This is a genomic window from Burkholderia sp. Ax-1724, assembly GCF_011752995.1.
In the GTDB taxonomy this organism is placed as follows: Bacteria; Pseudomonadota; Gammaproteobacteria; order Burkholderiales; family Burkholderiaceae; genus Paraburkholderia.
Map to the genome: position 1 here is coordinate 65,681 of NZ_VWWL01000022.1, position 25,872 is coordinate 91,552.

20 protein-coding genes and 1 riboswitch are annotated in these 25,872 nt (G+C 65.4%); of the genes, 18 read left to right on the forward strand and 2 right to left on the reverse strand.

The features are described from left to right. The first annotated feature begins 110 nt into the window (after positions 1-110). From fliF to F3J19_RS24630, 6 genes are all read left to right on the forward strand, one after another. Positions 111-1,904 carry a flagellar basal-body MS-ring/collar protein FliF gene (gene fliF, locus F3J19_RS24605; protein ID WP_167047397.1) on the forward strand — a complete coding sequence of 598 codons (1,794 nt, stop codon included), beginning with the start codon at positions 111-113 and terminating at the stop codon, positions 1,902-1,904. Next, positions 1,894-2,889 (forward strand): flagellar motor switch protein FliG, encoded by a 996-nt coding sequence (gene fliG / locus F3J19_RS24610; protein WP_167047400.1) that lies wholly within the window; start codon positions 1,894-1,896, stop codon positions 2,887-2,889. The genes fliF and fliG overlap by 11 nt, the downstream gene beginning before the upstream one ends. Then, positions 2,876-3,565: a flagellar assembly protein FliH gene (fliH, locus tag F3J19_RS24615; protein ID WP_205193213.1), complete on the forward strand. Its 690-nt coding sequence runs from the start codon at positions 2,876-2,878 to the stop codon at positions 3,563-3,565. The genes fliG and fliH overlap by 14 nt, the downstream gene beginning before the upstream one ends. After that, positions 3,559-5,244 carry a flagellar protein export ATPase FliI gene (fliI, locus tag F3J19_RS24620; RefSeq protein ID WP_167047406.1) on the forward strand — a complete coding sequence of 562 codons (1,686 nt, stop codon included), beginning with the start codon at positions 3,559-3,561 and terminating at the stop codon, positions 5,242-5,244. The genes fliH and fliI overlap by 7 nt, the downstream gene beginning before the upstream one ends. Before the next feature lie 278 nt (positions 5,245-5,522). Next, the gene (gene fliJ / locus F3J19_RS24625; RefSeq protein ID WP_167047409.1) at positions 5,523-5,972 is read left to right on the forward strand and encodes a flagellar export protein FliJ; all 450 of its coding nucleotides are present in this window, start codon (positions 5,523-5,525) and stop codon (positions 5,970-5,972) included. Positions 5,973-6,059: 87 nt separating this feature from the next. Further along, on the forward strand, positions 6,060-7,547 hold the full coding sequence (locus F3J19_RS24630) for a flagellar hook-length control protein FliK (protein ID WP_167047412.1): 1,488 nt from the start codon (positions 6,060-6,062) through the stop codon (positions 7,545-7,547). Between the two features lie 763 nt (positions 7,548-8,310). Here F3J19_RS24630 and F3J19_RS24635 read toward each other — a convergent pair. Continuing rightward, positions 8,311-9,729, reverse strand: coding sequence for a coniferyl aldehyde dehydrogenase (locus F3J19_RS24635; RefSeq protein ID WP_167047414.1), 1,419 nt, complete (start codon positions 9,727-9,729; stop codon positions 8,311-8,313). A gap of 366 nt (positions 9,730-10,095) precedes the next feature. On the opposite strand from F3J19_RS24635, the gene F3J19_RS24640 reads away from it, so the two are divergent. Then, positions 10,096-11,760 carry a GMC family oxidoreductase N-terminal domain-containing protein gene (locus F3J19_RS24640; protein WP_167047417.1) on the forward strand — a complete coding sequence of 555 codons (1,665 nt, stop codon included), beginning with the start codon at positions 10,096-10,098 and terminating at the stop codon, positions 11,758-11,760. 156 nt (positions 11,761-11,916) lie between these two features. Here F3J19_RS24640 and F3J19_RS24645 read toward each other — a convergent pair whose 3' ends face one another. Continuing rightward, positions 11,917-12,885 (reverse strand): LysR family transcriptional regulator, encoded by a 969-nt coding sequence (locus tag F3J19_RS24645; protein WP_167047420.1) that lies wholly within the window; start codon positions 12,883-12,885, stop codon positions 11,917-11,919. Between the two features lie 116 nt (positions 12,886-13,001). Then, positions 13,002-13,135, forward strand: a riboswitch (S-adenosyl-L-homocysteine riboswitch). 33 nt (positions 13,136-13,168) lie between these two features. On the opposite strand from F3J19_RS24645, the gene ahcY reads away from it, so the two are divergent. The 11 genes from ahcY to F3J19_RS24700 all read left to right on the forward strand — a co-directional run bounded on the left by ahcY (position 13,169) and on the right by F3J19_RS24700 (position 25,871). Further along, positions 13,169-14,587: an adenosylhomocysteinase gene (gene ahcY, locus F3J19_RS24650; RefSeq protein WP_167047423.1), complete on the forward strand. Its 1,419-nt coding sequence runs from the start codon at positions 13,169-13,171 to the stop codon at positions 14,585-14,587. A 201-nt stretch (positions 14,588-14,788) separates the two neighbouring features. Further along, positions 14,789-15,142, forward strand: coding sequence for a phage holin family protein (locus F3J19_RS24655; RefSeq protein WP_167047426.1), 354 nt, complete (start codon positions 14,789-14,791; stop codon positions 15,140-15,142). 11 nt (positions 15,143-15,153) lie between these two features. Next, positions 15,154-15,984 (forward strand): methylenetetrahydrofolate reductase [NAD(P)H], encoded by an 831-nt coding sequence (gene metF / locus F3J19_RS24660; RefSeq protein ID WP_167047429.1) that lies wholly within the window; start codon positions 15,154-15,156, stop codon positions 15,982-15,984. A gap of 337 nt (positions 15,985-16,321) precedes the next feature. Continuing rightward, positions 16,322-17,980 carry an ABC transporter substrate-binding protein gene (locus F3J19_RS24665; RefSeq protein WP_167047432.1) on the forward strand — a complete coding sequence of 553 codons (1,659 nt, stop codon included), beginning with the start codon at positions 16,322-16,324 and terminating at the stop codon, positions 17,978-17,980. Positions 17,981-18,185: 205 nt separating this feature from the next. Next, on the forward strand, positions 18,186-19,817 hold the full coding sequence (locus tag F3J19_RS24670) for an ABC transporter substrate-binding protein (RefSeq protein WP_167047435.1): 1,632 nt from the start codon (positions 18,186-18,188) through the stop codon (positions 19,815-19,817). Between the two features lie 125 nt (positions 19,818-19,942). Then, on the forward strand, positions 19,943-20,953 hold the full coding sequence (locus F3J19_RS24675; protein ID WP_167047438.1) for an ABC transporter permease subunit: 1,011 nt from the start codon (positions 19,943-19,945) through the stop codon (positions 20,951-20,953). Between the two features lie 6 nt (positions 20,954-20,959). Then, positions 20,960-21,877 carry an ABC transporter permease subunit gene (locus tag F3J19_RS24680; protein ID WP_167047441.1) on the forward strand — a complete coding sequence of 306 codons (918 nt, stop codon included), beginning with the start codon at positions 20,960-20,962 and terminating at the stop codon, positions 21,875-21,877. 2 nt (positions 21,878-21,879) lie between these two features. Continuing rightward, positions 21,880-22,884, forward strand: coding sequence for an ABC transporter ATP-binding protein (locus F3J19_RS24685; protein ID WP_167047444.1), 1,005 nt, complete (start codon positions 21,880-21,882; stop codon positions 22,882-22,884). Then, entirely contained in the window at positions 22,881-23,900 is a 1,020-nt protein-coding gene (locus F3J19_RS24690) for a peptide ABC transporter ATP-binding protein (protein WP_167047447.1), read from the forward strand. The genes F3J19_RS24685 and F3J19_RS24690 overlap by 4 nt, the downstream gene beginning before the upstream one ends. Next, the gene (locus F3J19_RS24695) at positions 23,893-25,074 is read left to right on the forward strand and encodes a TraB/GumN family protein (RefSeq protein WP_167047450.1); all 1,182 of its coding nucleotides are present in this window, start codon (positions 23,893-23,895) and stop codon (positions 25,072-25,074) included. Before F3J19_RS24690 ends, F3J19_RS24695 begins: the two co-directional genes overlap by 8 nt. Positions 25,075-25,391: 317 nt before the next feature. Continuing rightward, positions 25,392-25,871 (forward strand): type VI secretion system tube protein Hcp, encoded by a 480-nt coding sequence (locus F3J19_RS24700; RefSeq protein ID WP_167047453.1) that lies wholly within the window; start codon positions 25,392-25,394, stop codon positions 25,869-25,871. The last annotated feature ends 1 nt before the right edge of the window (position 25,872 follow it).

The following is a 25,872-nucleotide window of genomic DNA, read 5'->3' on the forward strand; positions in this document are numbered from 1 at the left end:
TGAGCGTCGCCACGGATAATTTCAAGCGTGAAAGTCTCTGTCCGTTCCCTCGCCGAGCCCCGGCGCGATCAGGCGGCAGAACGCAAAGGCATCCCGGAGATACCCGACGCATGGATTCGTCAGCCAACTCGTTGATCAACCCCGACGCCCGCATGGGGCTCGCCGGCGCGCAGCCCGCGCCCGGCCAGCCCGCCAGCGGCCAGGCCGGCGGCGCCGACCTCGGCGGGCTCGGCGGCCTAAGTGGCATGGGCGGCAACTTCTCGCAGCGTCTGTCCGGTCTCGCGCAGATGCGCGGCAACCCGCGCGCGCCGCTCGTGTTCGCAGTCGCGCTGCTGGTGGCGGTCGTCGCGGGCCTGTTTCTGTGGTCGCGCGCGCCCGACTACAAGGTGCTCTACAGCAATCTGTCGGACCGCGACGGCGGCCAGATCATCGCCGCGCTGCAGCAGGCCAACATTCCGTACAAGCTCTCCGAGAGCGGCGGCGCGATCCTCGTGCCGGCCGAGCAGGTCCACGAGATGCGCCTGCGCCTCGCCTCGCAGGGGCTGCCGAAAAGCGGCTCGGTCGGCTTCGAGCTGATGGACAACCAGAAATTCGGCATCAGCCAGTTCGACGAGCAGATCAACTATCAGCGCGCACTCGAAGGCGAACTCGAACGCACGATCGAGTCGATCTCGACCGTGAAGTCGGCGCGCGTGCATCTGGCGATTCCGAAGCCGACCGTGTTCGTGCGCGACAAGGAACCGCCCTCGGCGTCGGTGCTCGTCAATCTCTATCCGGGCCGCGTGCTCGACGAAGGCCAGGTTGTCGCGATCACGCACATGGTGGCGTCGGCGGTACCGGAAATGCCGGTGAAAGGCGTGACGATCCTCGATCAGGACGGCAACCTGCTCACGCAACCGGCCACCGGCAGCGGGCTCGACGCGACGCAACTGAAGTATCGCCAGCAGATCGAGCGCAACACCCAGCAGCGCATCGACGCGATCCTCGCGCCGCTGTTCGGCGCGGGCAACGCGCACTCGCAGGTGAGCGCCGACATCGACTTCTCGCACAGCGAGCAGACTTCGGAGAACTACGGCCCGAACGGCAATCCGCAACAGGCGGCGGTGCGCAGCCAGCAAACGAGCAGTGCCACCGAAATGTCGCAGGGCGGCGCCTCGGGCGTGCCGGGCGCGCTGTCGAACCAGCCGCCGCAGCCGGCCTCCGCGCCGGTCGTCGCCGGCAACGGCGCGAGCGGCGTCGCCACGACGCCGGTCAGCGAGCACAAGGATTCGACCACCAACTACGAACTCGACAAGACCGTGCGCCACATCGACCAGCCGATGGGCGGCATCCGCCGGCTCTCGGTCGCGGTCGTCGTCAATTACCTGAAGGTGACCGACGCGAAGGGCCACGTGACGATGCAGCCGGTCCGCGCCGACAAGCTCGCGCAGATCACCCAGCTCGTGAAGGACGCGATGGGCTTCGACGCGCAGCGCGGCGACTCGGTCAACGTGGTCAACAGCGCGTTCACGACCGAACTCGACCCGAACGCCAACCTGCCGTGGTGGCGCACGCCGGACATGCTCGCGCTCTACAAGCAGATCGCGACCTACCTCGGCATCGGCGCGGTGGCTCTGTTCCTCTACTTCGTGATGGTGAAGCCGGCGCTGCGCCGCGCGTTCCCGCCTCCGCCCGAGCCGGTCGCGGCGCTCGCCTCGCCCGACGAGCCCTTGCTGCTCGACGGCATTCCGGCCGAGGAACGCGACGGCGCGGTCGTCGAGATCGAGGCCGACCCCGAGACGCTCGCGCTCGAAAACGCCAAGCACAAATATGAGCGGAACCTGGAGTTCGCGCGCAGCATCGCGCGCCAGGACCCGAAGATCGTTGCAACCGTCGTGAAAAATTGGGTGTCCGATGAGCGCTGAAGGCGTAGTGAAGAGCGCGCTGCTGCTGATGTCGATCGGCGAGGAAGAGGCCGCGCAGGTGTTCAAGTTCCTCGGCCCGCGCGAAGTCCAGAAGATCGGCGTCGCGATGGCCGCGCTGAAGAACGTGACGCGCGAGCAGGTCGACGAGGTGCTGCAGGAGTTCGTGCGCGAGGCCGAGCAGCACACCGGCATGTCGCTCGATTCGAACGAGTACATCCGCTCGGTGCTGACCAAGGCGCTCGGCGACGACAAGGCCGGCGTCATCATCGACCGGATTCTGCAGGGCAGTGACACGAGCGGCATCGAAGGGCTCAAGTGGATGGATTCGGCGGCCGTCGCCGAACTCATCAAGAACGAGCATCCGCAGATCATCGCGACGATCCTCGTGCACCTGGACCGCGATCAGGCATCCGAAATCTCCGCCTGCTTCACGGATCGCCTGCGCAACGACGTGCTGCTGCGCATCGCGACGCTCGACGGCATCCAGCCGGCCGCACTGCGCGAACTCGACGACGTGCTCACGGGCCTGCTCTCCGGCAGCGACAACCTCAAGCGCAGCCCGATGGGCGGCATCCGCACGGCGGCCGAAATCCTCAACTTCATGTCGAGCAATCACGAGGAAGGCGTGCTCGAAAACGTGCGCCAGTACGACGCCGAGCTGGCGCAGAAGATCGTCGATCAGATGTTCGTGTTCGAGAACCTGCTCGACCTCGAAGACCGCGCGATCCAGCTGCTACTGAAGGAAGTCGAGTCCGAGGCGCTGATCATTTCGCTGAAGGGCGCACCGCCCGCGCTGCGCCAGAAGTTCCTCTCGAACATGTCGCAGCGCGCGGCCGAACTGCTTGCCGAAGACCTCGACGCGCGCGGTCCGGTGCGCGTCTCCGAAGTCGAGACGCAGCAGCGCCGCATCCTGCAGATCGTGCGCAACCTGGCCGAGAGCGGCCAGATCGTTCTAGGCGGCAAGGCCGAAGATGCGTATGTCTGATCCGAACTCCACGGCGAAGGAAAGCCTCTCGGCCTACCAGCGCTGGGAGATGGCCTCGTTCGACCCGGTGCCGCCCGCGCCGCCGCCGGCCGAACCCGAATTCGACGAGCGCGCGTTCGAGGCCGAACTCGACCGCCTGCGCGAAGCCGCGCAGGCGCAGGGTGTCGCCTCGGGTCACGTGGCCGGTCAGGCGCTCGGCTATCAGGCCGGCTATGACCAGGGTCATGCGCAGGGTTTCGCGCAAGGCCAGAGCGAAGCGCGCGAGGAAGCAGCGCGCCTCGCCGCGCTCGCCGAAACCTTCAAGACCGCGCTCGGCGGCGCGCAGCACGCGATTTCCGAAACGCTCGTCGCGCTCGCACTCGATATCGCGCAGCAGGTCGTGCGCCAGCACGTGCAGCACGATCCGACCGCGCTGATCGCCGCCGCGCGCGAAGTGCTGGCGGCCGAACCGGCGCTGACCGGCGCGCCGTCGCTGATCGTGAGTCCCGCCGATCTGCCCGTCGTCGAGGCGTATCTGCTCGAAGAACTGCAAACGCGCGGCTGGACCGTGCGCACCGATGCGTCGGTCGAGCGCGGCGGCTGCCGCGCCCACGCCGGCAGCGGCGAAGTGGATGCCGGCATCGACACGCGCTGGCAGCGCGTCGCGGCCGCGCTCGGCAAGGTGAGCACATGGTGAAGCCGACACTCGATGAAATCCGCGCCAGCGATCTGACGCCGCTCGAACGCGAGCTTGCGCTTGCCTCCTTCGGCGCCGAGGCGCTCGCGGATGCCGAGTCCGTCGGCGCGGATCAGGCCGCGACGTCCACGCATCCGGCGGATGGCGCGGCGGAGCGCGCCGGGGCGGACGCTTATCCGCTGACAGGCACGCCAGGCGTGGCAGTGGGTACGGCGGTGAGCCGCGAGCCGGCCGCGAGCGAGTCCGCCGCGCGCACCGCTGGCGCCGCTCACGCGTCGCGCCACCCGGCCTACGATCCCGCGCTCGACGCCAATCCGCACATGCAGGCCTGGCGCGGCCAGCTCGACGCGCTGCGCGCGCGCAATGCGATCGCGCGGCCGCTGCGCGCGTGCGGACGGCTGACGCGCGCGGCCGGTCTCGTGCTCGAAGCCGTGGGCCTGCGCCTGTCGGTCGGCGCCGAGGTAATGATCGAACTGCCGCCCGGCAGTTCGCTGCCGATGGCCGAAGCCGAAGTGGTCGGCTTCTCCGGCGACAAGCTGTTTCTGATGCCGACCACCGAAGTGATCGGCCTGTTGCCCGGCGCGCGCGTCTTTCCGCTCGAAAGCGCGCCGATCGCCGATCCGATGGCGGGCGCCAAGCGTCTGCCGGTCGGCTGGGAACTGCTCGGCCGCGTGCTCGACGCGTCGGGCCGGCCGCTCGACGGGCTCGGCCCGCTCGGCACGCAAAGCGATGCGCCGCTGTCCGCGCCGGTCATCAACCCGCTCAATCGCGAGCCGATCCACCAGGTGCTCGACGTCGGCGTGCGCGCCATCAATGCGCTACTGACGGTTGGCCGCGGTCAGCGCATGGGGCTGTTCGCGGGTTCGGGTGTCGGTAAATCGGTGCTGCTCGGCACGATGGCGCGCTACACCAGCGCCGAGGTGATCGTGATCGGCCTGATCGGCGAACGCGGCCGCGAAGTGAAGGAATTCATCGAGCAGATTCTCGGCGAGGAAGGGTTGGCGCGCTCGGTCGTGATCGCCGCGCCCGCCGACGTGTCGCCGCTGTTGCGCATGCAGGCCGCTGCCTATTCGACCTCGCTCGCCGAATATTTCCGCGACCAGGGCAAGCACGTGCTGCTGCTGATGGACTCGCTGACCCGCTACGCGATGGCGCAGCGCGAGATCGCGCTGGCGGTCGGCGAGCCGCCCGCGACCAAGGGCTATCCGCCGTCGGTGTTCGCAAAGCTGCCTGCGCTCGTCGAGCGCACCGGCAACGGTCCGGCGGGCGGCGGCTCGATCACTGCGTTCTACACGGTGCTGACCGAAGGCGATGACCAGCAGGACCCGATTGCCGACTCGGCGCGCGCGATTCTCGACGGCCATATCGTGCTGTCGCGCACGCTCGCCGAGGCGGGCCACTATCCGGCCATCGATATCGAAGCGTCGATTAGCCGGGCAATGACCGCGCTGATCGACGAGAACCACCTGAATAAAACGCGTATGTTCAAGCAGATGCTGTCGCGCTATCAGCGCAACCGCGATCTCATCAATGTGGGCGCGTATTCGAGCGGACGCGATGCGGTGCTCGATCGCGCGATCGCGCTGTATCCGCGGATGGAACAGTTTCTGCAGCAAGGATTTCGCGAGTGTGCGAACTTCGCGCCGAGCATCGACATGCTGAACGCGCTGTTTGTGTAGGCACCGTTGCCGCCGGCAGCCAATGTGCCGGCGCGGGCCGCCGGAGCGGCCGGGCGCGAGGTGCGAGGTGCGAGGCTCATCGAGGTGCGTCGGGGTTCGAGGGCGCAGCGGATGGCTCGCGGTATCCGCGAGTGGCATGACGCGGGGATCGTCTTGCTGGCGGTCCGTCGCGCGACCGATTATTTTTAAGGGAACGTGCTTTTGCGCCGTCCTCGCACGACGCAAAAGCATGCTCGCAAGCCCGCCATGAGCGGGAAACAGGCCCGAGGAGGTTGACGATGGCGAAACATTTCCCGATCAAGACGCTGATCGGTCTCGCACAGGACGACGTGGACGCCGCCGCGCAACGCCTCGGCCGCGCGCAGCGCGAGCGCAACGACGTCGAGGCGCAGCTGAACGCGCTCGTGCAGTACCGCGACGAATACCACGCGCGCTTCACGGCGACGGCCCAGAGCGGCATGCCGGCCGGCAACATGCGCAACTTCCAGGCGTTCATCGACACGCTCGACGCCGCGATCGAACAGCAGCGCAATCTGCTCGGCGCGGCGAACGCGCGCGTCGAAGCGGCGAAGCCCGAATGGCAGCGCCAGAAGCAGCGGCTCGGCTCGTACGAAGTGCTGCAGGCGCGCGGAGAGGCCGCCGAAGCGAAGACCGCCGCGCGGCGCGATCAACGCGATTCCGACGAATATGCCGCGCGGATTCTGCGCATGCGCGCCGAGGGCGCGTGATGCATGTGGCGCCGAACGCTGCCGGGTTTCACGGCGTTCGCCTGACCGGACACCCCGCCCCCGTTTGACGGATTCACAGGATTTCCTATGTCGCTTCTTTCAGAGATCGGCTCGCAAGTCAGTTCGCTGCTCGGTGGCAATGGCTCGACCGGCGCGGCCGCGAGCGCCGCGGTCAACGTGATGCCGTTCGCGCAGACCTTGCAGCAGAGCATCGATCAGCAGAACAGCGCGGCTTCGCAGAGCGCGAGCCAGCAGCAGAGCAGTTCGCCGACGGCATCGCCGACCCAGACGTCGAGCGTGCATGACGCACCGCCGCCCGCGTCCACGCCGAAGAGCGCGAGCGGCAGCCAGAGCGGCACGGGCACGGCGTCCGCTGCGTCGGCGGGACATGCGCGCCAGGCGTCGAACGGCAACGCGGCGAGCACCCGGGCGAAGCAGCACGACACGAAGGCGCAGACCGACGCGGGCGCGGTCGCGGCGGCATCGGCTGCCGCCCAGGCTCAGGCGCAAGCCGCGGCCCAGGCCGCCGCGAACGACGCGACAGGCAACGCCGACAGTTCGACCGATACCACGACGTCCGCCGCCGACGTCGTCGGCACGCTGGCCGGTACGGCCGCGAACGCGCTCGCCGGCGATGCGGCGGGCAAGAAAGGCCTGGTCGATCCGAAATCGTTGCAGACAGCGTTCCAGAGCGCGCTAGCCGCGCTGACGAGCGGTCAGGGCGCGGTGCCCGCCCAGGCGATCGCGAGCGGTGCGGCCGCGAAAGCCGCGAGCGCGGCGGGCAGCCTCACGGGCGCGACGGCCGGCTCGAACGGCGCGTCATGGGGCAAGCCGCTCGCAAACGGCCTCTTCGGCGACGGCAAGGGCTTGGGCGCGAGCCATGCCGCATCGACGGGCGCCGCCGCGACCGCGCTGAGCGATCCGGCGACAGCGAAGTCGGCCGCCGATGCCTTGACCGCGGCTGCATCCAGCAGCGCGCAGGCTGACAATCTCGCGACGGCGCGCAACGAGGCCGATGCGTCGAGTGCCGCGCTTGCCGCGACGCAGGCGGCGGCCAATGCCGCGAGTACGACGGCCGCGGTGCAGAGCACGGGCAACGCGAGTGCTGCGGCTGCGGCTGCGAATGCGTTGGCGCCGCAGGTCGGCACGAGCGATTGGGAGGAGGCGCTGAGTCAGAAGGTGGTGTTCTTGTCGAATGCGCATTCGCAGAGTGCCGAACTGACGTTGAATCCGAAGGATCTCGGGCCGTTGCAGGTCGTATTGCAGGTGGCCGATAACCATGCGCATGCGCTTTTTGTTTCGCAGCACCAGTCGGTGCGGGAGGCGGTCGAGGCGGCTTTGCCGAAGCTGCGGGAGGCGATGGAGTCCAATGGCATCGGGCTCGGAAGCGCGAGTGTGAGTGATGGGTTTGCCCGGCAGGGCGGCGGACAGCAGAACGCGGGGTCGAGTGGGCGTTCGGGAGGGAAGTCTTCGGGTGGCAGTGGTGGTGGTGCCATTGCCGGGGGCGGGGCGTCTGATAGTGGTGAGGTTGTTGCCGTGCGGCAGGCTGTGGGGTTGGTGGATACGTTTGTGTAGGTTTTTTCGTTGTTCTGGTGGTGTTGCCCCTGTGTGGGGCTGGGCTTTTTTGTCGTTGTTCCTGGGTTTGTTGGCCTTTCCTTGTGTTCATGTCGGTCTATTGGCGTTGCCCCTGTGCGGGGCGGCACCTACTTTCTTTGCGGCTGCAAAGAAAGTAGGCAAAGAAAGCAGCTTCACACCGCCAATTCTTAAGTGGGTCCCTTGGCTTGGAGGGGGGCAGTGGTGCATCTGGAATCGGTGCCCTCGCACATTCCACCTTCGTGACAAAGCCGTCATCCGCTCCCACTTCGCACTACGTGCGTCGCGGACGGGTCTGCCAGGAGAACCAGCGGGTTCGTTCGCGCAGCGAGGGCCGTTGGCTGCGCCTCGGCGACACGCCGAAAAAGACGGATGGTTTTTGAGCCGGGCTTCGGCGCGTGTAGCGCCGCCGGAAGAATGACGGCCTTGTCACTGACGCGGAGTGTGCGAGGAAACGGATTCCAGATGCACCACGATCCCCTCCAGGCCAGGGGACCCGCTTAAGAGCTGGCGGTGTGAAGCTGCTTTCTTTGCCTACTTTCTTTGCAGCCGCAAAGAAAGTAGGTGCCGCCCCGCACAGGGGCAACGCCAATAGACCGACATGAACACAAGGAAAGGCCAACACCGCAGAGAACAAAGACAAAGAAGCCCCGCACAGGGCCAACACCAATACCCCGACAAGAAAACAAAGAAAGGCCAACAAAACCAGAACAACGACAAAAAAGCCCAGCCCTGCACAGGGCCCCTACCCCTTCATCATTAACTTCAACAAAACCTCCACCCGCCTCCCATAAGGCGGCGCAATCCACCCTCGCGCGTTGAACCGCGCCTGCGTCAACACCGGCTTCATCTTCGAGAAAGTCACAAACCCCTCATAACCGTGATACGCCCCCATGCCGCTCGCGCCCACCCCGCCGAACGGCAAACTCTCACACGCGAGATGCATCAGCGTTTCGTTCACCGCCATCCCGCCCGCGATCGTCTCATGCGTCACGCGCTCGATCGTGCCCGTATCGTCGGCATAGAGATAAAGCGCGAGCGGCCGCGGCCGCGCATTGATCCACGCGATCGCGTCGTCGAGCGTGTCGTATGGCACCAGCGGCAGCAGCGGCCCGAAAATCTCCTCCTGCATCAGCGCGCATTCGTCCGGCGCGCCCGTCACCGCGATCAACGGAAAACGCCGGCTCCCGGCATCGGGCACCGCGTCGGTCAGCGCATGCAGTTGCGCGCCGGCAGCCTGCGCTTCGTCGGCGAGACGTTCGAGCCGCTCGAAGTGACTCGCCGATATGATCGACGTGTAATCAGGATTCCGGATGAAGTCGGGGTACATCTTCGCCATGCGCACGCGCGCCCGCTCGATGAACGCCTGCTCCTTGCCGCGCGGCACCAGCACGTAGTCGGGCGCGATGCAGGTCTGCCCCGCGTTGAGCGTCTTGCCGGCGATGAGGTTGTCGACCGCGTTGTCGAAGCGCGCCTGCGCGCCGATGATCGCCGGCGACTTGCCGCCGAGTTCGAGCGTGACCGGCGTCAGATGCTCGGCCGCCGCGCGCATCACCTCGTGGCCGACCTTCGTCGAACCGGTGAAGAGCAGATGATCGAACGGCTGCGCGCTGAACGCGGCGGCAAGCGCCGCGTCGCCGTTGACGACCGCGACGTGATTGCGCGCGAAGGTCTGACCGATCAACTGCTCGAATAGCGCCGAGGTGCGCGGCGTGAGTTCGGACATCTTGATGATCGCGCGATTGCCGGCCGTCAGTGCGCTGATCAGCGGCCCGACCGCGAGCAGCACCGGATAATTCCACGGCACGATGATGCCCACCACGCCGAGCGGCTGCGGCACCACCTTCGCGCGCGCGGGCAGCAGCCACTTGTTGGTGCTGCGGCGCTGTGCTTTCATCCAGCGCTTGCCGTGGCGCAGCGCGGCATCGATCTCTTCCTTCACGAGCAGGAATTCGGCGAGCAGCACTTCCTGCTTTGAGCGATTGCCGAAGTCGGCATGCATCGCCTCGGCGAGCGCGTCGCGATGGTCGAGCATGAGCTTGCGCAGCGCACGCAGATGCGCCGCGCGCGCGTCCCACGACGGATACGGCTCGCGCAGATACGCGTGACGCTGATCGCGCAGCAGCGCTTCGAGCGCGGCGACCTCCGGCAGATCGTTTTTCATCCGAGTCCACTCCCTGATCGATGACGGTGCGCGTGGGCCGCGCTGATGAGTTTGCTGGTTCGCTGGCACTGGTCGGCCATGCATCTGTTTGATCGCTACGTGTGACGCCGCGTGCGAGGGGGATGGCGCGCACCGCGTCATGTTTGAATGCCTGGCGCGGCCGGCTTGTGACCGGTTGGCGGCCGCGTATGCATGCCGCGCGCGTCGTTCATCATAGGGGCGCGACGGTACCGGCGTTTAGAGGAATCGCTCTGTCCCGAAGCCGCCGCAGCCTCCGCAACGCTCCCTACAATGCGCAGAAAACACACGTAGACAACTGTGCACGAGACAGGGTCCGCGCGCCACGCGGTCCATCAGGAGGAGCGCATGCAATATGACTACATCATCGTCGGGGCGGGCTCGGGTGGTTGCTCGCTCGCGAGCCGGCTCGCGGATAGCTGCCCCGATGCGACCATCGCGCTGATCGAAGCCGGTCCGCACACCGGGCGCAATCTGCTCGTGAACATGCCTGTGGGCGTCGCGGCCGTGGTGCCGAACCGGCTCAAGACCAACTACGGCTATCTGACCACGCCGCAGCCGGGGCTCGCCGGGCGGCGCGGTTATCAGCCGCGCGGACGCGGCTTCGGCGGATCGAGTGCGATCAACGCGATGATCTACACGCGCGGCCATCCGCTCGATTACGACGAATGGGCGCAGCTCGGCTGCGCGGGCTGGTCATGGGCCGACGTGCTGCCGTATTTTCGCCGCGCCGAAGGCAACGAGCGCGGCGCCGATGCATGGCACGGCGACACGGGGCCGCTGAGCGTATCCGATCTGCGCTTCCAGAATCCGTTTTCGAAACGCTTCGTGCAGGCCGCGCTCGAAGCGGGCTACAAACCGAATCGCGATTTCAACGGCGCGGACCAGGAAGGTATCGGCTTCTATCAGGTGACGCAGCGCGACGGCCGTCGTTGCAGCGTGGCGCGTGCCTATATCTACGACCGGCCGCGCGCGAATCTGCACACGATCGCCGATGCGACCGTGCTGCGCGTCGTCTTCGACGGCAAGCGCGCGAGCGGCGTCGAAATCGTGCGCGGCGGCCACACCGAAACGCTCGAAGCGCGCGCCGAGGTCGTGCTTGCCGCGGGCGCGTTCAATTCGCCGCAACTGTTGATGTGCTCGGGCATCGGGCCGGCCGCGCAATTGCGCTCGCTCGGCATCGACGTATTGCACGATGCGCCGGACGTCGGCCGCAACCTCATCGATCATGTCGATTTCACGATCAACAAGCGCACGAAGTCGATCGAGCCAACCGGCTTCTCGGTGCGCGGCATCGCGCGGATGCTGCCGCAATTCGTCACGTTCATGCGGCATGGGCGCGGCATGCTGTCGAGCAATGTGGCCGAGGCCGGCGGCTTTCTGAAGAGCCGGCCGACGCTCGAACGGCCCGATCTGCAACTGCATTTCTGCGCCGCGCTCGTCGACGATCACAATCGCCACATGCATTGGGGCCACGGCTATTCGCTGCACGTGTGCGTGCTGCGTCCGCATAGCCGCGGCACGGTCACGCTCGCGAGCGCCGATGCGCGCGTCGCGCCGCTGATCGATCCGTGCTTCCTCGGCGATACGCGCGATCTCGATCTGCTCGTCGACGGCGTGAAGATGGCGCGGCGCATTCTCGATGCGCCATCGCTCGCGCTGTATGGCGGTCAGGAGCTGTACACGCGGCCGGGGCAATCGGATGCGGAGTTGCGTCAGACTATCGCGAGGCATGCCGACACGATCTATCACCCGGTCGCGACGTGCCGCATGGGCGGCGACGCGCGCTCGGTCGTCGATCCGCAATTGCGCGTGCGGGGCGTGAGCGGATTGCGGATCGTCGATGCATCGGTGATGCCGACGCTGATCGGCGGCAACACCAATGCGCCGACGGTGATGATCGGCGAGCGCGCGGCCGAGTTGATCGCGGCGAGCCGGCGGGAAGGGGAGGGCGCGCTGCGGGCCGTGAGCGGCGTGGGTAGCGTGAGTGGCGTGGCGGCGCGCGCGGCGTGAGGTGATGTGAGGTGATGTGAGGTGAGGTGAGGCTGACGAGGTGATGGCGAAAGGTTCGAGAGCACCACGGCAACCGATGCGCAGCGACGCAAACGCCTGGCCAAACTAAGGAGCTAACCAACTAACGCGCCACGCATCCAGGCCTTCCACCGCACGTCATTCGGCAGCAGACGTTGACGCGCCACCCGCCGTCGCAATTCCGTTCAAGCCAATCCCCGGCCCGAGCATGAAGTCATCGTTGACCTGTGCCGGCAGCGTTTCGCGCGCGAGGTCGAGCCACGCGCGCGCCGCATGCGACAGATAGCCGTTGCGGCGCCAGCCGATCGCCATTTCCCACGGAATCTCCGGCTCGACGACCGGCAGGCAGGTGAACTGCGCGGGATCGAGCCGCCGGCAATACGGCGCGGGCAGGAGCGCGATGCCGACCCCGGCGAGCACCAGCGCCGCCATGAAATCCCAGTGCCCGCTGCGCCCGACGATCGTCGGTGCGAAACCAGCCGCGCGGCACGCGTTGAGCACGACGTCGTTGAGCGCGAGGCTCTCGCCGTAGAACACGAATGGTTCGTTCGCGAGCTGCGCGAGCGGCACTGCGCGCAGTGCATCCCAACGCGAGCCGTTGCGCGCGACGAGCCAGAGCAACTGACGCGAGATCGGTAGCACGTCGATATGCTCGGGATCGACCGGTTGCAGCACACCGCCCAATTCGAGCTCGCCATCGATCAGCGCCGCTTCGATCGCGCGCGAACCCTGCTCGAACAGCTTTAGTTCGATCTTCGGATAGCGCTGGCGGAACGCGGCAATCGCCGGCGTGAACAGCGCACCGCCCATCGGCGGGATGCCGATCGTCAGTTCGCCGCGCCCGAGCGTGTCGAGATCGTTGAGTTCGGATTGCAACTGCGCATGCGCGGCCAGCACGTCCTGGCCGCGCTGATAGACGATCCGGCCAGCGTCGGTGAGCACCATCTGGCGGCCGTCGCGCAGCAGAAGCGGCGAGCCGATCTCGTCTTCCAGCGACTTGACCATTTTGCTGATGGTCGGCTGCGTGACGAACATCTGCTCGGCGGCCACGGTGAAGCTCTGCTGACGGACCACTTCGACGAAATAGCGCAGCGCACGCAGCTCCATGATCCTGTCTCCAGATTCCAGATCGGAATGATTCGGGCGATTGTAAGTCATGGCATTGATGGCGCGACGGCGTCTGTCATGCCAGATGCCATGCCGATTTGCTACAATCGCCGTTCGTCTTCGAGGAGCGTTGCGACGGGTACCGCGAATCCCTATTCGCCGGCCGCCCGCCAGGCTCGAAGGCTTCAATCGGAGGGCCGGATGCGCGTTGCGCCATCCCATCCCCCGCATCGAACCGCGCTCACGTCACATTTCTAGTCAATTTCTTAGAAAGGAGGGCGTGATGAACGCCGCAGTCATCGATTCCCAGAACCAGGATTACCTCGTTGCCGACATGTCGCTGGCCGACTGGGGCCGCAAGGAACTCACGATTGCCGAGACCGAAATGCCCGGCCTCATGCAAACGCGTGAAGAATACAAGGCGCAGCAGCCGCTGAAGGGCGCGCGCATCGCGGGTTCGCTGCACATGACGATCCAGACCGGCGTGCTGATCGAGACGCTGACCGCGCTCGGCGCCGACGTGCGCTGGGCCTCGTGCAACATCTTCTCGACCCAGGACCACGCCGCCGCCGCGATCGCCCAGGCCGGCACGCCGGTGTTCGCGTTCAAGGGCGAATCGCTCGACGAATACTGGGAGTTCTCGCACCGCATCTTCGAATGGCCGAACGGCGAGTTCGCCAACATGATCCTCGACGACGGCGGCGACGCCACGCTCCTGCTGATCCTCGGCTCGAAGGCCGAGAAAGACCGCTCGGTGATCGCGAAGCCGACCAACGAGGAAGAAGTCGCACTGTACAAGTCGATCGCGACGCACCTCGATGCCGATCCGGCGTGGTACTCGAAGCGCCTCGCGCACATCAAGGGCGTCACCGAGGAAACCACCACCGGCGTGCACCGTCTGTACCAGATGGAGAAGGAAGGCCGCCTGCCGTTCCCGGCGATCAACGTCAACGACTCGGTCACGAAGTCGAAGTTCGACAACCTGTACGGCTGCCGCGAGTCGCTCGTCGACGGCATCAAGCGCGCGACCGACGTGATGATCGCGGGCAAGATCGCGGTCGTGGCCGGTTACGGCGACGTGGGCAAGGGCTGCGCACAATCGCTGCGCGGTCTCGGCGCGACGGTGTGGGTGACCGAAATCGATCCGATCTGCGCATTGCAGGCGGCGATGGAAGGCTACCGCGTCGTGACGATGGAATACGCGGCCGACAAGGCCGACATCTTCGTGACGGCCACCGGCAACTACCACGTGCTGAACCACGATCACCTGAAGGCGATGCGCCATAACGCGATCGTCTGCAACATCGGCCACTTCGACTCGGAAATCGACGTTGCGTCGACTCGCCAGTACCAGTGGGAAAACATCAAGCCGCAAGTCGACCACATCATTTTCCCGGACGGCAAGCGCGTGATCCTGCTGGCCGAAGGCCGCCTCGTGAACCTCGGCTGCGCGACGGGCCACCCGTCGTTCGTGATGTCGAACTCGTTCACGAACCAGACGCTCGCGCAGATCGAACTGTTCACGCAGGGCGCGAAGTACGAGAACAAGGTGTACGTGCTGCCGAAGCATCTCGACGAGAAGGTCGCACGTCTGCACCTCGCGCGCATCGGCGCGAACCTGACCGTGCTGTCCGACGAGCAGGCCGGCTACATCGGCGTCGACAAGAACGGTCCGTTCAAGCCGAACCATTACCGCTATTGAGCACGCGCGCGCACTCCGGTGCGCGCTGGCTCATCGGCACGCGGGCGGCTACGCAGGCGCAACGTCGCCAGGGCGCAAGGGCATCACCGGAACGGGGCGACGCATCATGCGCCGCTTTGTTCACTCGCCCGGCTCGCCTCTAGCCGTCTTTTTTTCGTTCAACGGACATCCGGCCCACATCCGGCCCACAAGGAGTTCTCCATGACCGTGCTGCTCACCTGGCTCATCAACGCGCTCGCGCTGCTGATCATCACCTACCTCGTCCCGTCGATCCATATCCGCAGCTTCGGCACGGCGCTGATCGTCGCGGTCGTGCTCGGCCTCATCAACGCGGTCCTGCGGCCGGTGCTGATCCTGCTGACGCTGCCGGTCACGATTCTCACGCTCGGGCTCTTCATTCTGGTGGTCAACGCGCTGTGCTTCTGGCTGTGCGCGTCGCTGCTGAAGGGCTTCGAGGTGTCGGGCTTCTGGTCGGCGTTCTTCGGCTCGATCCTGTACAGCATCGTGTCGTGGCTGCTGTCCGCGCTTATCTTCGGCAACCGCAGTCTCGGTTGACCCACTGAATCATGAATCCGATCGAACTCTCATTCGAATTCTTTCCGCCGAAAACCCAGGACGGCCTCGACAAGCTGCGCGCGACGCGCGCGCAACTCGTGCCGTTCAAACCCAAGTTCGTGTCCGTGACGTTCGGCGCGGGCGGCTCGACGCAACAGGGCACGCTCGACACCGTCATCGAGATGGCGAAGGAAGGCCTCGAGGCCGCGCCGCATCTGTCGTGCGTCGGCTCGTCGAAGGACAACCTGCGCGCGATCCTCAACGAGTACCGCGCGCACGGCATCCGCCATATCGTCGCGCTGCGCGGCGACCTGCCCTCGGGCATGGGCTCGGTCGGCGAGCTGCGCTATGCGTCGGAACTCGTCAGCTTCATTCGCGCCGAGTTCGGCGACTGGTTCTGGATCGAGGTGGCCGGCTATCCGGAATACCATCCGCAGGCGCGCTCGCCGCGTCACGATCTCGAAAACTTCGCGCGCAAGGTGAAGGCCGGCGCGAACTCCGCGATCACGCAGTACTTCTTCAACGCGGACGCGTACTTCCGTTTCGTCGACGATGCGAGGAAGCTCGGCGTCGACGTGCCGATCGTGCCGGGCATCATGCCGATCACGAACTTCTCGCAGCTGATGCGCTTCTCCGAAATGTGCGGCGCCGAAGTGCCGCGCTGGGTTGCTCGCCGGCTCGAGAGTTTCGGCGACGATCGCGAGTCGATCCGCGCGTTCGGGCTCGACGTGGTGACGAACCTGTGCCAGCGCCTCGTCGATGCGAAGGTGCCGGGTCTGCACTTCTACACGCTGAACGCCGCCGCTGCCACCCGGGCGATCTGCGAGCGGCTCGGCGCCTGAGCGCGGGACTGGCGCCCGCGGGCCGTCCCCGCGGGCCGTCGTCCGCGAGCGTAACCGTCCCGAGCGCACGGCCAACCCATCAGCTTCCGCGCGGCCGCAATGGTCGCGCGGCTTCGCGCCGTCCTTTCCTCGTCGGCCTTGAAGGCGTCTCGCGCCAGCCGGCCAGCCGTCCGAACCGGCGGTCATGCCATCGCGCTTGCCCCAGGAAAAACCCTCGCGCGAGGTGCGATCGAGGCGGGAATTTGTCGCCAACAGCGTGGTAAGTACCTGTTGAAGCTCGATTTTGTGCTGTCTATGATCGAAAAACGCAGCCACCCAGGCTACTGCGGAGGACGATATGACAGTGACAAGAAAGACTGCGGCACAACGATGGTTGACGCTTCACGAGTTCTGCCTTCCCGCTCTCGCCGCATGCGCGCTCGCCACGGCCAGCCTCGCACCTGCCTCGACCGAGGCGGCCACGCTGCCCGACAAGACGCTCATCTTCTGCTCGGAAGGCAGTCCGGCCGGCTTCGACACCGCGCAATACACGACCAGCGTCGAATTTACCGCCGGCTCGTACACGGTCTATAACCGGCTCGTCGAATTCGCGCGCGGCAGCACCGACATCGAGCCGGGCCTCGCCGAAAAGTGGGACGTCTCGCCGGACAATCTCACCTACACGTTCCATCTGCGCCACGGCGTCAAATTCCAGACCACCTCGTTCTTCAAGCCGACCCGCGAATTCAACGCGGACGATGTCGTCTTCACCTACGAGCGCATGCTCGATCCCGATAATGCGTTCCACAAGGCGTATCCGGTCAACTTCCCGTATTTCAACGACCTCGGCCTCGCGAAGAACATCGCGAAGATCGAGAAGGTCGACCCGTACACGGTGCGCTTCACGCTGAAGGAAGTCGACGCGCCGTTCCTGCAGCAGATCGCGATGCCGTTCGCGTCGATCCTGTCGGCCGAATATGCCGACCAGCTGCTGAAGGCGGGCAAGGCGTCCGACATCAACCAGTACCCGGTCGGCACGGGGCCGTTCATCTTCCGCAGCTACACGAAGGACGACACGATCCGCTTCGACGGCAATCCCGACTACTGGAAGCCGGGCATCGTGAAGGTCGGCAAGCTGATCTTCTCGATCACGGTCGATCCGGCCGTGCGTCTGCAAAAACTCAAGCGCGGCGAATGCCAGGTGATGAGCTATCCGCGTCCGGCCGATATTGCCGCCGTGAAGGCGGACCCGTCGCTCGCGATGCCGAGCGAAGTCGGCTTCAACCTCGGCTATATCGCCTACAACACGACGAAGAAGCCGCTCGACAACGTGCTCGTGCGCCGCGCGCTCGACATGGCGATCAACAAGAAGGCGATCATCGAGTCGGTGTACCAGGGCGCGGGCCAGCTCGCGACCAATCCGATGCCGCCGACGCAATGGGGCTACGACAAGAATCTGAAGGACGCGCCCTACGACGTCGACAAGGCGAAGGCGCTGCTCAAGCAGGCCGGCTATCCCGATGGCTTCGAGCTGTCGCTATGGGCCATGCCGGTGCAGCGCCCGTATAACCCGAACGCGCGGCTGATGGCGGAAATGCTGCAGGCGGACTGGGCGAAGATCGGCGTCAAGGTGAATATCGGCACGTACGAGTGGGGCGAGTACATCCGCCGCGCGCATGCGGGCGAGCATCAGGCGATGCTGATCGGCTGGACCGGCGACTACGGCGACCCCGACAACTGGCTCGGCGTGTTGCTCGGCTGCGACGCGGTGAACGGCAGCAACTTCTCGAAGTGGTGCTACAAGCCCTATGACGATCTCATCAAGCAGGGCCGCAGCACGACCAACATGGCCGAGCGCACCAAGGCTTATACCGGGGCTCAGGAGATCTTCAAGGACCAGGTGCCGTTCACGCCGATTGCCCACTCCACGGTGTATCAGCCGATCAGCAAGAACGTGACGGGCTTTAAGATCGATCCGTTCGGGCCCACGCAATTCATGGGCGTGGGTTTGAAATAAGCACGGGCGGCGCGTTTTTTGCGCCGTTTTTTGCATCATTGGTTCTGCGAGCCGCGCGCGCCGGGCTGCTCACGCGCGCGGCAAAACGTTTGCCTGAACTGTTTCCTATCGTCAACAGAGGGAATTTCCTCTGCTTGGTGGCCGGCCCAAGCTCAAGTAATATCCCGCTACGCTGGCGCAAGCCGGCCACGATCCTGGAGGAAACATGAAGCAAAACAATCTGTTGCGCGTCGCGCGTAGGACAACGCTCGTCGCTGCCACAGCGGCATCTCTCATCGGCGCGACGTGCGCGCAGGCTGCGGGGATTCCGAACAAGACGCTCGTCTACTGCTCAGAAGGCAGTCCCGCGGGCTTCGATCCGGCGCAGTACACCACGGGCGTCGATTTCACGGCCAACACGTTCACCGTCTATAACCGCCTCGTCGAATTCGAGCGCGGCGGCACCAAGGTCGAGCCCGGCCTCGCCGAAAAATGGGACGTCTCGCCGGACGGCAAGACCTACACGTTCCATCTGCGCCACGGCGTGAAATTCCAGACCACCTCGTTCTTCAAGCCGACGCGCGACTTCAATGCCGACGACGTGATCTTCACGTTCGAGCGCATGCTCGATCCGAACCAGCCGTTTCGCAAGGCGTACCCGGTGCAGTTCCCGTACTTCACCGACATGGGCCTCGACAAGCTGATCACGAAGGTCGAGAAGGTCGACCCGTACACGGTCAAGTTCACGCTGAAGGAAGTCAACGCGCCGTTCATCCAGAACCTGGCGATGGAATATGCATCGATTCTCTCGGCCGAGTACACGGATCAGCTGCTGAAGGCCGGCAAGGCCGCCGACATCAACCAGTACCCGGTCGGCACGGGCCCGTTCATTTTCCGCAGCTACACGAAGGACGCGACGATCCGCTTCGACGGCAATCCCGAGTACTGGAAGCCGAACGCGGTGAAGATCTCGAAGCTGATCTTCTCGATCACGCCGGATGCCGGCGTGCGCGTGCAGAAGATCAAGCGCGACGAATGCCAGGTGATGAGCTATCCGCGTCCGGCCGACATCGCGCCGCTGAAGGCCGAGCCGAACCTCGACATGCCTTCGCAGCCGGGCTTCAACCTCGGCTACCTCGCGTTCAACGTGACGCACAAGCCGGTCGACAAGCTCGAAGTGCGTCAGGCGCTCGATATGGCGATCAACAAGAAGGCGATCATCGAGTCGGTGTATCAGGGCGCGGGCCAGCTCGCGACCAACCCGATGCCGCCGACGCAGTGGTCGTTCGTCAAGAACCTGCCGGCCGCCTCGTACGATCCGGCCAAGGCCAAGGATCTGCTCGCGAAGGCCGGCTACCCGAACGGCTTCGACATCACGCTGTGGGCGATGCCCGTGCAGCGCGCCTACAACCCGAACGCGCGCCTGATGGCGGAAATGATCCAGGCCGACTGGGCCAAGATCGGCGTGAAGGCGAAGATCGTCACGTATGAGTGGGGCGAGTACATCAAGCGCGCGCACGCGGGCGAGGACGACACGATGCTGATCGGCTGGACCGGCGACAACGGCGATCCGGACAACTGGCTCGGCACGCTGCTCGGCTGCGAGGCGATCAACGGCAACAACTTCTCGAAGTGGTGCTACAAGCCGTTCGACGATCTGATCCAGAAGGGCCGCACGACGTCGGACGTGGCGACGCGCACGAAGCTGTACGGCGACGCGCAGCACATCTTCGCGCAGCAATTGCCGTTCTCGCCGATCGCGCACTCGACCGTCTATCAGCCGGTCAGCAAGAAGGTGGTCGACATGCGCATCGAACCGCTCGGCTATGCGCGTTTCGACGGCGTGAGTGTCAAGTAATTCGTAACATTGACGCAGTACGCTTTTCGCACGGTTAGAAAACTGGTCGAAATGGTCCGGCGACCGGGGTCACGAGCCCTCGTCGCCGGTTGCGTTTTTTCATCACAAGACCAAAGGGACGAGCCATGTTCCGTTTCGTTTTGCGCCGTATTGGCATGGTGATACCGACGTTCATCGGTATCACGATCCTCGCGTTCGCGCTGATTCACCTGATTCCGGGCGATCCCATCGAAGTGATGATGGGCGAGCGCGGCGTCGATCCCGCGATGCACGCTGCCGCGATGCACCGCCTCGGGCTCGACGAACCCCTGCCGATGCAGTACGTCCACTACATCGGCCGTGCGCTGCACGGCGACCTCGGCACCTCGATCATCACCAACACGAGCGTGATGGGCGAATTCCTCGCGCGCTTTCCCGCCACCGTCGAACTGTCGATCTGCGCGATGCTGTTCGCGTTGATCGTCGGTCTGCCGGCGGGCGTGTTCGCGGCCTTGCGGCGCGGCACGGTGGTCGATCACGGCGTGATGGGCACCGCGCTGACCGGCTACTCGATGCCGATCTTCTGGTGGGGCTTGATCCTCATCATGGTGTTCTCGGTCAAGCTCGGCTGGACGCCGGTGTCGGGCCGCATCGCGGTCGAATACGACATTCCGCACGTGACCGGCTTCATGCTGATCGACGCGCTGATGTCGACCGACGAAGGCGCGTTCACCTCGGCCGTGAGCCACCTGATCCTGCCGGCGATCGTGCTCGGCACGATTCCGCTCGCGGTCGTTGCGCGCATGACGCGCTCGTCGATGCTCGAAGTGCTGCGCGAGGATTACATCCGCACCGCGCGCGCGAAGGGCTTGTCGCCGGCGCGGGTGATCGTCGTGCATGCGTTGCGCAACGCATTGATTCCGGTCGTGACCGTGATCGGCTTGCAGGTCGGCACGCTGCTTGCTGGCGCGGTGCTGACCGAAACGCTGTTTTCCTGGCCGGGCATCGGCAAATGGCTGATCGACGCGATCGGCCGGCGCGATTATCCGGTCGTGCAGGGCGGCATTCTGCTGATCGCCACGCTGGTGATCGTCGTGAACCTCGTCGTCGATCTGTTGTACGGCGTGTTGAACCCACGCATTCGCCATACGAGGTAAATCACTATGGCTGACATTCAAAACACCGTTCCCCAATCGGTCGCCCCGCCGAGCGGCCGTGCGCTCGCCGCCCGCGAATTCTGGGCCAACTTCTCGCGCAACCGCGGCGCGGTTGGTGCAGGCATCGTCGTGCTCGTGCTGATCTTCGTCGCGATCTTCGCACCGCTGATCGCGCCGCACAGCCCGATCGAGCAGTACCGCGACTCGGTGAAGATTCCGCCAGCGTGGCTCGACGGCGGCAACTGGAAGTTCATTCTCGGCACCGACGAAGCGGGCCGCGACATCCTCTCGCGTCTGATGTACGGCGCGCGACTGTCGTTCTGGATCGGCTTCGTGTCGGTCGTGCTCGCGCTGATTCCGGGCATCGTGCTCGGCCTTATCGCCGCGTTCTTCGAGAAGTGGGCCGACACGCCGATCATGCGCATCATGGACGTGCTGCTCGCGCTGCCGTCGCTGCTGCTCGCGGTCGCGGTGGTCGCGATCATCGGTCCCGGTCTCGTCAACACGATGCTCGCGATCGCGATCGTCGCGCTGCCGGGTTACGTGCGTCTCACGCGCGCATCGGCGCAGGGCGAGTTGCAGAAGGAATATGTGACCGCCTCGCGCGTGGCCGGTGCCGGCACCTTGCGGCTGATGTTCTCGCAGGTGCTGCCGAACTGCACGGCGCCTTTGATCGTGCAGGCGACGCTCGGCTTTTCCTCGGCGATTCTCGATGCCGCCGCGCTCGGCTTCCTCGGCCTCGGCGTGCAGCCGCCGTCGGCGGAGTGGGGCGCGATGCTCGCGTCGGCACGCGATTACATCGACAGCGCATGGTGGATCGTCACGATGCCGGGCCTCTCCATCCTGATCTCGGTGCTCGCGATCAACCTGCTCGGCGACGGGCTGCGCGACGCGCTCGACCCCAAACTGAAGCGGATGGCCTGAACATGAATAACCTGCTGACCATCCGCAATCTCGCGGTCAACTTCAGCGGCCTGCCCGCGGTCGACCGCATCAATCTCGACGTCGCGCCCGGCGAAGTGCTCGGCGTGGTCGGCGAATCGGGCTCGGGCAAGAGCGTGACGATGATGGCGCTGATGGGCCTGATCGACGCGCCCGGCAAGGTCACCGCCGACGAAGTCACGTTCGACGGCAAGAACCTGCTGAAGGCCTCGGCGAAGGAGCGCCGCAGGATCATCGGCAAGGACATCGCGATGGTGTTCCAGGACGCGCTGACGAGCCTGAACCCGAGCTACACGGTCGGCTATCAGATCAAGGAAGTGCTGAAGCTGCACGAGGGCCTGCGCGGCGGCGCGCTGGACAAGCGCGCGCTCGAACTGCTCGACCAGGTCGGCATTCCCGATGCGAAGAGCCGCATCGGCGCATTTCCGCATCAGATGTCGGGCGGCATGAACCAGCGCGTGATGATCGCGATGGCGATCGCCTGCAACCCGAAGCTGCTGATCGCCGACGAGCCGACCACCGCGCTCGACGTGACGATTCAGGCGCAGATCATGGAATTGCTGATGCGCCTGCAGAAGGAACGCGGCATGGCGCTCGTGCTGATTTCGCACGATCTGGCCGTGGTCTCCGAAGTCGCGCAGCGCGTCGCGGTCATGTACGCTGGCGAGGTGATCGAAACGAACCGGGTGCCCGATATTTTCGCGGCGCCTCATCATCCGTACACGGAAGCGCTGCTGGCCGCGATTCCCGAGCACAACGTGGGCGCGGTGCGGCTCGCGGCGTTGCCGGGCATGGTGCCGGGCCGCGACGACCGTCCGAAGGGGTGTCTGTTCGCGCCGCGCTGCAAATACGTGGCCGACGACTGCCTGAAGGCGCGGCCCGCGCTCACGCCGCTGCAAGGTCATGCGGACTTCACGCGCGTGCGTTGCGTCAAGCCGCTGAACCTCGACAAGGACGCCAACGTTCACACGCAAGGAGGCGCCCGATGAGCGCAGTACCCGAAACCGGCCGCGAGCCGGATCGTGCCGGCGACCACGTGCTCGTCGCCGATCGGCTCGCGCGCTACTACACGGTCAAGCGCAGCATGTTCGCGTCGGGCACGGTGAAGGCGCTGAACGGCGTCTCGTTCGCGCTCGAACGCGGCAAGACGCTCGCGGTGGTCGGCGAGTCCGGCTGCGGCAAGTCGACGCTCGCGCGCCAGCTGACGATGATCGAAACGCCGAGTGCGGGCCGTCTGCTGATCGACGGCGAGGACGTGGCCGGTGCGAATCACGAGAAGATCGCGGCGCTCAGGCGGCGCGTGCAGATGGTGTTCCAGAACCCGTTCGCCTCGCTCAATCCGCGCAAGACCGTCGAGCAGACGCTCGGCGAGCCGCTCGCGATCAACACGGCCTTGACGGCGACCGAGCGCGCCGAACGCATCGCGCAGATGATGCGCACGGTCGGCCTGCGGCCCGAGCATGCGAAGCGTTATCCGCATATGTTCTCGGGCGGTCAGCGTCAGCGTGTGGCGATTGCGCGCGCGATGATCCTCGATCCGCAGATCGTGGTCGCCGATGAACCGGTGTCCGCGCTCGACGTGTCGATCCAGGCGCAGATCCTGAACCTGTTCATGGACCTGCAGGATCAGTTCAAGACGAGTTATGTGTTCATCTCGCACAACCTCTCGGTGGTCGAGCATATCGCCGACGACGTGATGGTGATGTACTTCGGCGGCGTCGCCGAACTCGGCGACAAGCAGCGCATCTTCTCGAAGCCGCGCCATCCGTACACGCGCGCGTTGATGTCGGCGACGCCGTCGATCTTCGAAGCGGACCGCACGATCAAGATCAAGCTGCAGGGCGAAATGCCTTCGCCGCTCAATCCGCCGTCGGGCTGCACGTTCCATCAGCGCTGCCCGTACGTGATCGATCGTTGCCGCAGCGAGGAGCCCAAGCTGCGCGAGGTGGATGGCCGCCAGGTCTCGTGTCACCGCGCCGAGGAGGTGGGGGACGTGGATGCCTGATGTGGCGGCGGCGCGTCGTCTTGCGCGCCGCTTGCGTGGGGGCGGCCGCGCGGCTGCCTTCTCGCGGCGCTCAGGAGCGCGTGCGCCGGGTGGCGTCGCGCTCGTGGGCGCTTTTTTCTGCGCAGTTTTCTCTACGCTTTTCTCCGCATTTTTCTCGTCGGGGCTCGCGCTGTATCTCGGCGCGGCCGTCCCCCATCTCGCCCACGCGGCCGGCGCGGCGGTCAATGCACCCGGCCAGGCGGGCCGTCCGTCGATAGCGGTGCCGGCCTCGCCACCGCCGCCATCCGTTGCGCCGCCCGCGGCGCCCGGCACCACGGCGAGCGGGCCGGTGCGCGTGCAGCCCGCGCGCATGCCGTTCTATGTCGCGACGCGCGGCACCACCACGATCTACGTGCTCGGCACGCTGCACGTCGGCGATCCGGTCGACTATCCCGTGGGGCAGCCGTTCCGCGCGCCGATCCTTGCCGCGCTCGCCGCCTCGCCGACGCTCGCGCTCGAACTGTCGCCCGACGAACTGCTCGTCTCGCAGGACGACGTGTCGAAGTACGGCGTGTGCAAGCGCGACTGTCTGCCGGGCCTGTTGCCCGAGCCGCTGTGGCACAAGCTCGCGCTGCGCCTGCGCGGCAACCCGGCCGCGCTCGATGCGATCAAGAAGATGCGGCCGTGGCTCGCCTCGCTCGTGGTCGAAACCTATGACTCGCTCTCCGCGGGATTGCAGACCGAGTACGGCACCGAAGCGCAATTGCAGAACGTGTATCTGAAGACGCGCGGCAAGATCATCGGACTCGAAACGCTGCAGCAGCAGATGCGCGCGTTCACCGGTTTGTCGGCCGCGCAGCAGCGCGAAATGCTCGCGCAGGACCTCGTGCAGACGCCGGCTCAAAACGTCGCGGACGTGCGCGCGCTGCATCGGCTGTGGCAGGTCGGCGATGCCGATGCGATCGCCGCGTGGCAGGCCGCGAAATCGGAGAAACTCGCGCGCGACAAGCGCGTGTCCAACTCGATCGACAACCGGATCGTCTACGAGCGCAACCGCCGCTTCGTCACGCGGATGCTGCAAATCGCCGCGCCGAACAAGCCGCTGTTCGTCGCGATCGGCGCGCTGCATCTCGGCGGACCGAAAGGCGTGCTGCAACTGTTGCGGCAGCATGGGTTCGTGGTCGAGCCGGGTTGAGCGGCGAGCAACGCTTCTTCGGCGAGCTCCGGTGTGCGGCTGCGTGCATCGTGCATATCGCCAAACGCATCTTCAATGCTGAACACTTCCTACCTTGCTCATGCCCTTGAGCAAAAGCCGGAGTAAAGGCTCCTTCGGGTGCGATTGCAATGCTTCCATTACCCTTTGTAACGTTTTATCCGATTACTCAGGATAGCTAGCGGCCCTCGACGTAATTCTCAGAAAATTCCTATGTTTTTCGCGTCCTGATTTCGATACCTTCGCCAGGCAATATTTCTTAATCGATTAGCACGATTTGGCACGAAGGAGATTCACGGATGGCGCAGGACATTTTCATCAAGATCGACGGTATCGAAGGCGAATCGCAGGACGCGGCGCATCTCAATGAAATCGACGTAATCGGATGGCGCTGGCAGGTGACGCAGCAATCGGCAATGCACGCTGGTTCAGACGGCGGTGTTGCCAAAGCCACGGTTTCCGACCTCGAATTTACTCATCTGCTGGACCGGGCAAGTCCGAACTTGGCGAGCTACTGCTTTTCCGGCAAGCGTATTCGCGAAGCCAGGCTCACCGTGCGACGGGCCGGTGGCGCTCCTCACGAGTACGCAAGAATCACGATGTACGACGTGCTCGTTTCTCATGTCGAGCCCGTGGGTGGCGGTCACGGTTCTCACGAACAGGTGCATCTCTCGTTCGCAAAAATAAAGCATGAGTACATCTTGCAGAACGACCGGGGCGGCAGCGGCGGCACGGTCACCGCGCTGATCGACATCCGGGCGAACAGACAGGAACAGTGAA

What these genes read in the sequence shown, in the direction of transcription:
- ahcY (WP_167047423.1), top strand. Translation starts at nt 13,169, where the DNA reads ATGAACGCCGCAGTCATCGATTCCCAGAACCAGGATTACCTCGTTGCC.
- F3J19_RS24670 (WP_167047435.1), top strand. Translation starts at nt 18,186, where the DNA reads ATGAAGCAAAACAATCTGTTGCGCGTCGCGCGTAGGACAACGCTCGTC.
- fliJ (WP_167047409.1), top strand. Translation starts at nt 5,523, where the DNA reads ATGGCGAAACATTTCCCGATCAAGACGCTGATCGGTCTCGCACAGGAC.
- F3J19_RS24655 (WP_167047426.1), top strand. Translation starts at nt 14,789, where the DNA reads ATGACCGTGCTGCTCACCTGGCTCATCAACGCGCTCGCGCTGCTGATC.
- F3J19_RS24680 (WP_167047441.1), top strand. Translation starts at nt 20,960, where the DNA reads ATGGCTGACATTCAAAACACCGTTCCCCAATCGGTCGCCCCGCCGAGC.
- F3J19_RS24640 (WP_167047417.1), top strand. Translation starts at nt 10,096, where the DNA reads ATGCAATATGACTACATCATCGTCGGGGCGGGCTCGGGTGGTTGCTCG.
- F3J19_RS24685 (WP_167047444.1), top strand. Translation starts at nt 21,880, where the DNA reads ATGAATAACCTGCTGACCATCCGCAATCTCGCGGTCAACTTCAGCGGC.
- F3J19_RS24645 (WP_167047420.1), bottom strand. Translation starts at nt 12,885, where the DNA reads ATGGAGCTGCGTGCGCTGCGCTATTTCGTCGAAGTGGTCCGTCAGCAG.
- metF (WP_167047429.1), top strand. Translation starts at nt 15,154, where the DNA reads ATGAATCCGATCGAACTCTCATTCGAATTCTTTCCGCCGAAAACCCAG.
- F3J19_RS24690 (WP_167047447.1), top strand. Translation starts at nt 22,881, where the DNA reads ATGAGCGCAGTACCCGAAACCGGCCGCGAGCCGGATCGTGCCGGCGAC.
- F3J19_RS24700 (WP_167047453.1), top strand. Translation starts at nt 25,392, where the DNA reads ATGGCGCAGGACATTTTCATCAAGATCGACGGTATCGAAGGCGAATCG.
- fliI (WP_167047406.1), top strand. Translation starts at nt 3,559, where the DNA reads ATGGTGAAGCCGACACTCGATGAAATCCGCGCCAGCGATCTGACGCCG.
- F3J19_RS24635 (WP_167047414.1), bottom strand. Translation starts at nt 9,729, where the DNA reads ATGAAAAACGATCTGCCGGAGGTCGCCGCGCTCGAAGCGCTGCTGCGC.
- fliG (WP_167047400.1), top strand. Translation starts at nt 1,894, where the DNA reads ATGAGCGCTGAAGGCGTAGTGAAGAGCGCGCTGCTGCTGATGTCGATC.
- F3J19_RS24695 (WP_167047450.1), top strand. Translation starts at nt 23,893, where the DNA reads ATGCCTGATGTGGCGGCGGCGCGTCGTCTTGCGCGCCGCTTGCGTGGG.
- F3J19_RS24665 (WP_167047432.1), top strand. Translation starts at nt 16,322, where the DNA reads ATGACAGTGACAAGAAAGACTGCGGCACAACGATGGTTGACGCTTCAC.
- fliF (WP_167047397.1), top strand. Translation starts at nt 111, where the DNA reads ATGGATTCGTCAGCCAACTCGTTGATCAACCCCGACGCCCGCATGGGG.
- F3J19_RS24675 (WP_167047438.1), top strand. Translation starts at nt 19,943, where the DNA reads ATGTTCCGTTTCGTTTTGCGCCGTATTGGCATGGTGATACCGACGTTC.
- fliH (WP_205193213.1), top strand. Translation starts at nt 2,876, where the DNA reads ATGCGTATGTCTGATCCGAACTCCACGGCGAAGGAAAGCCTCTCGGCC.
- F3J19_RS24630 (WP_167047412.1), top strand. Translation starts at nt 6,060, where the DNA reads ATGTCGCTTCTTTCAGAGATCGGCTCGCAAGTCAGTTCGCTGCTCGGT.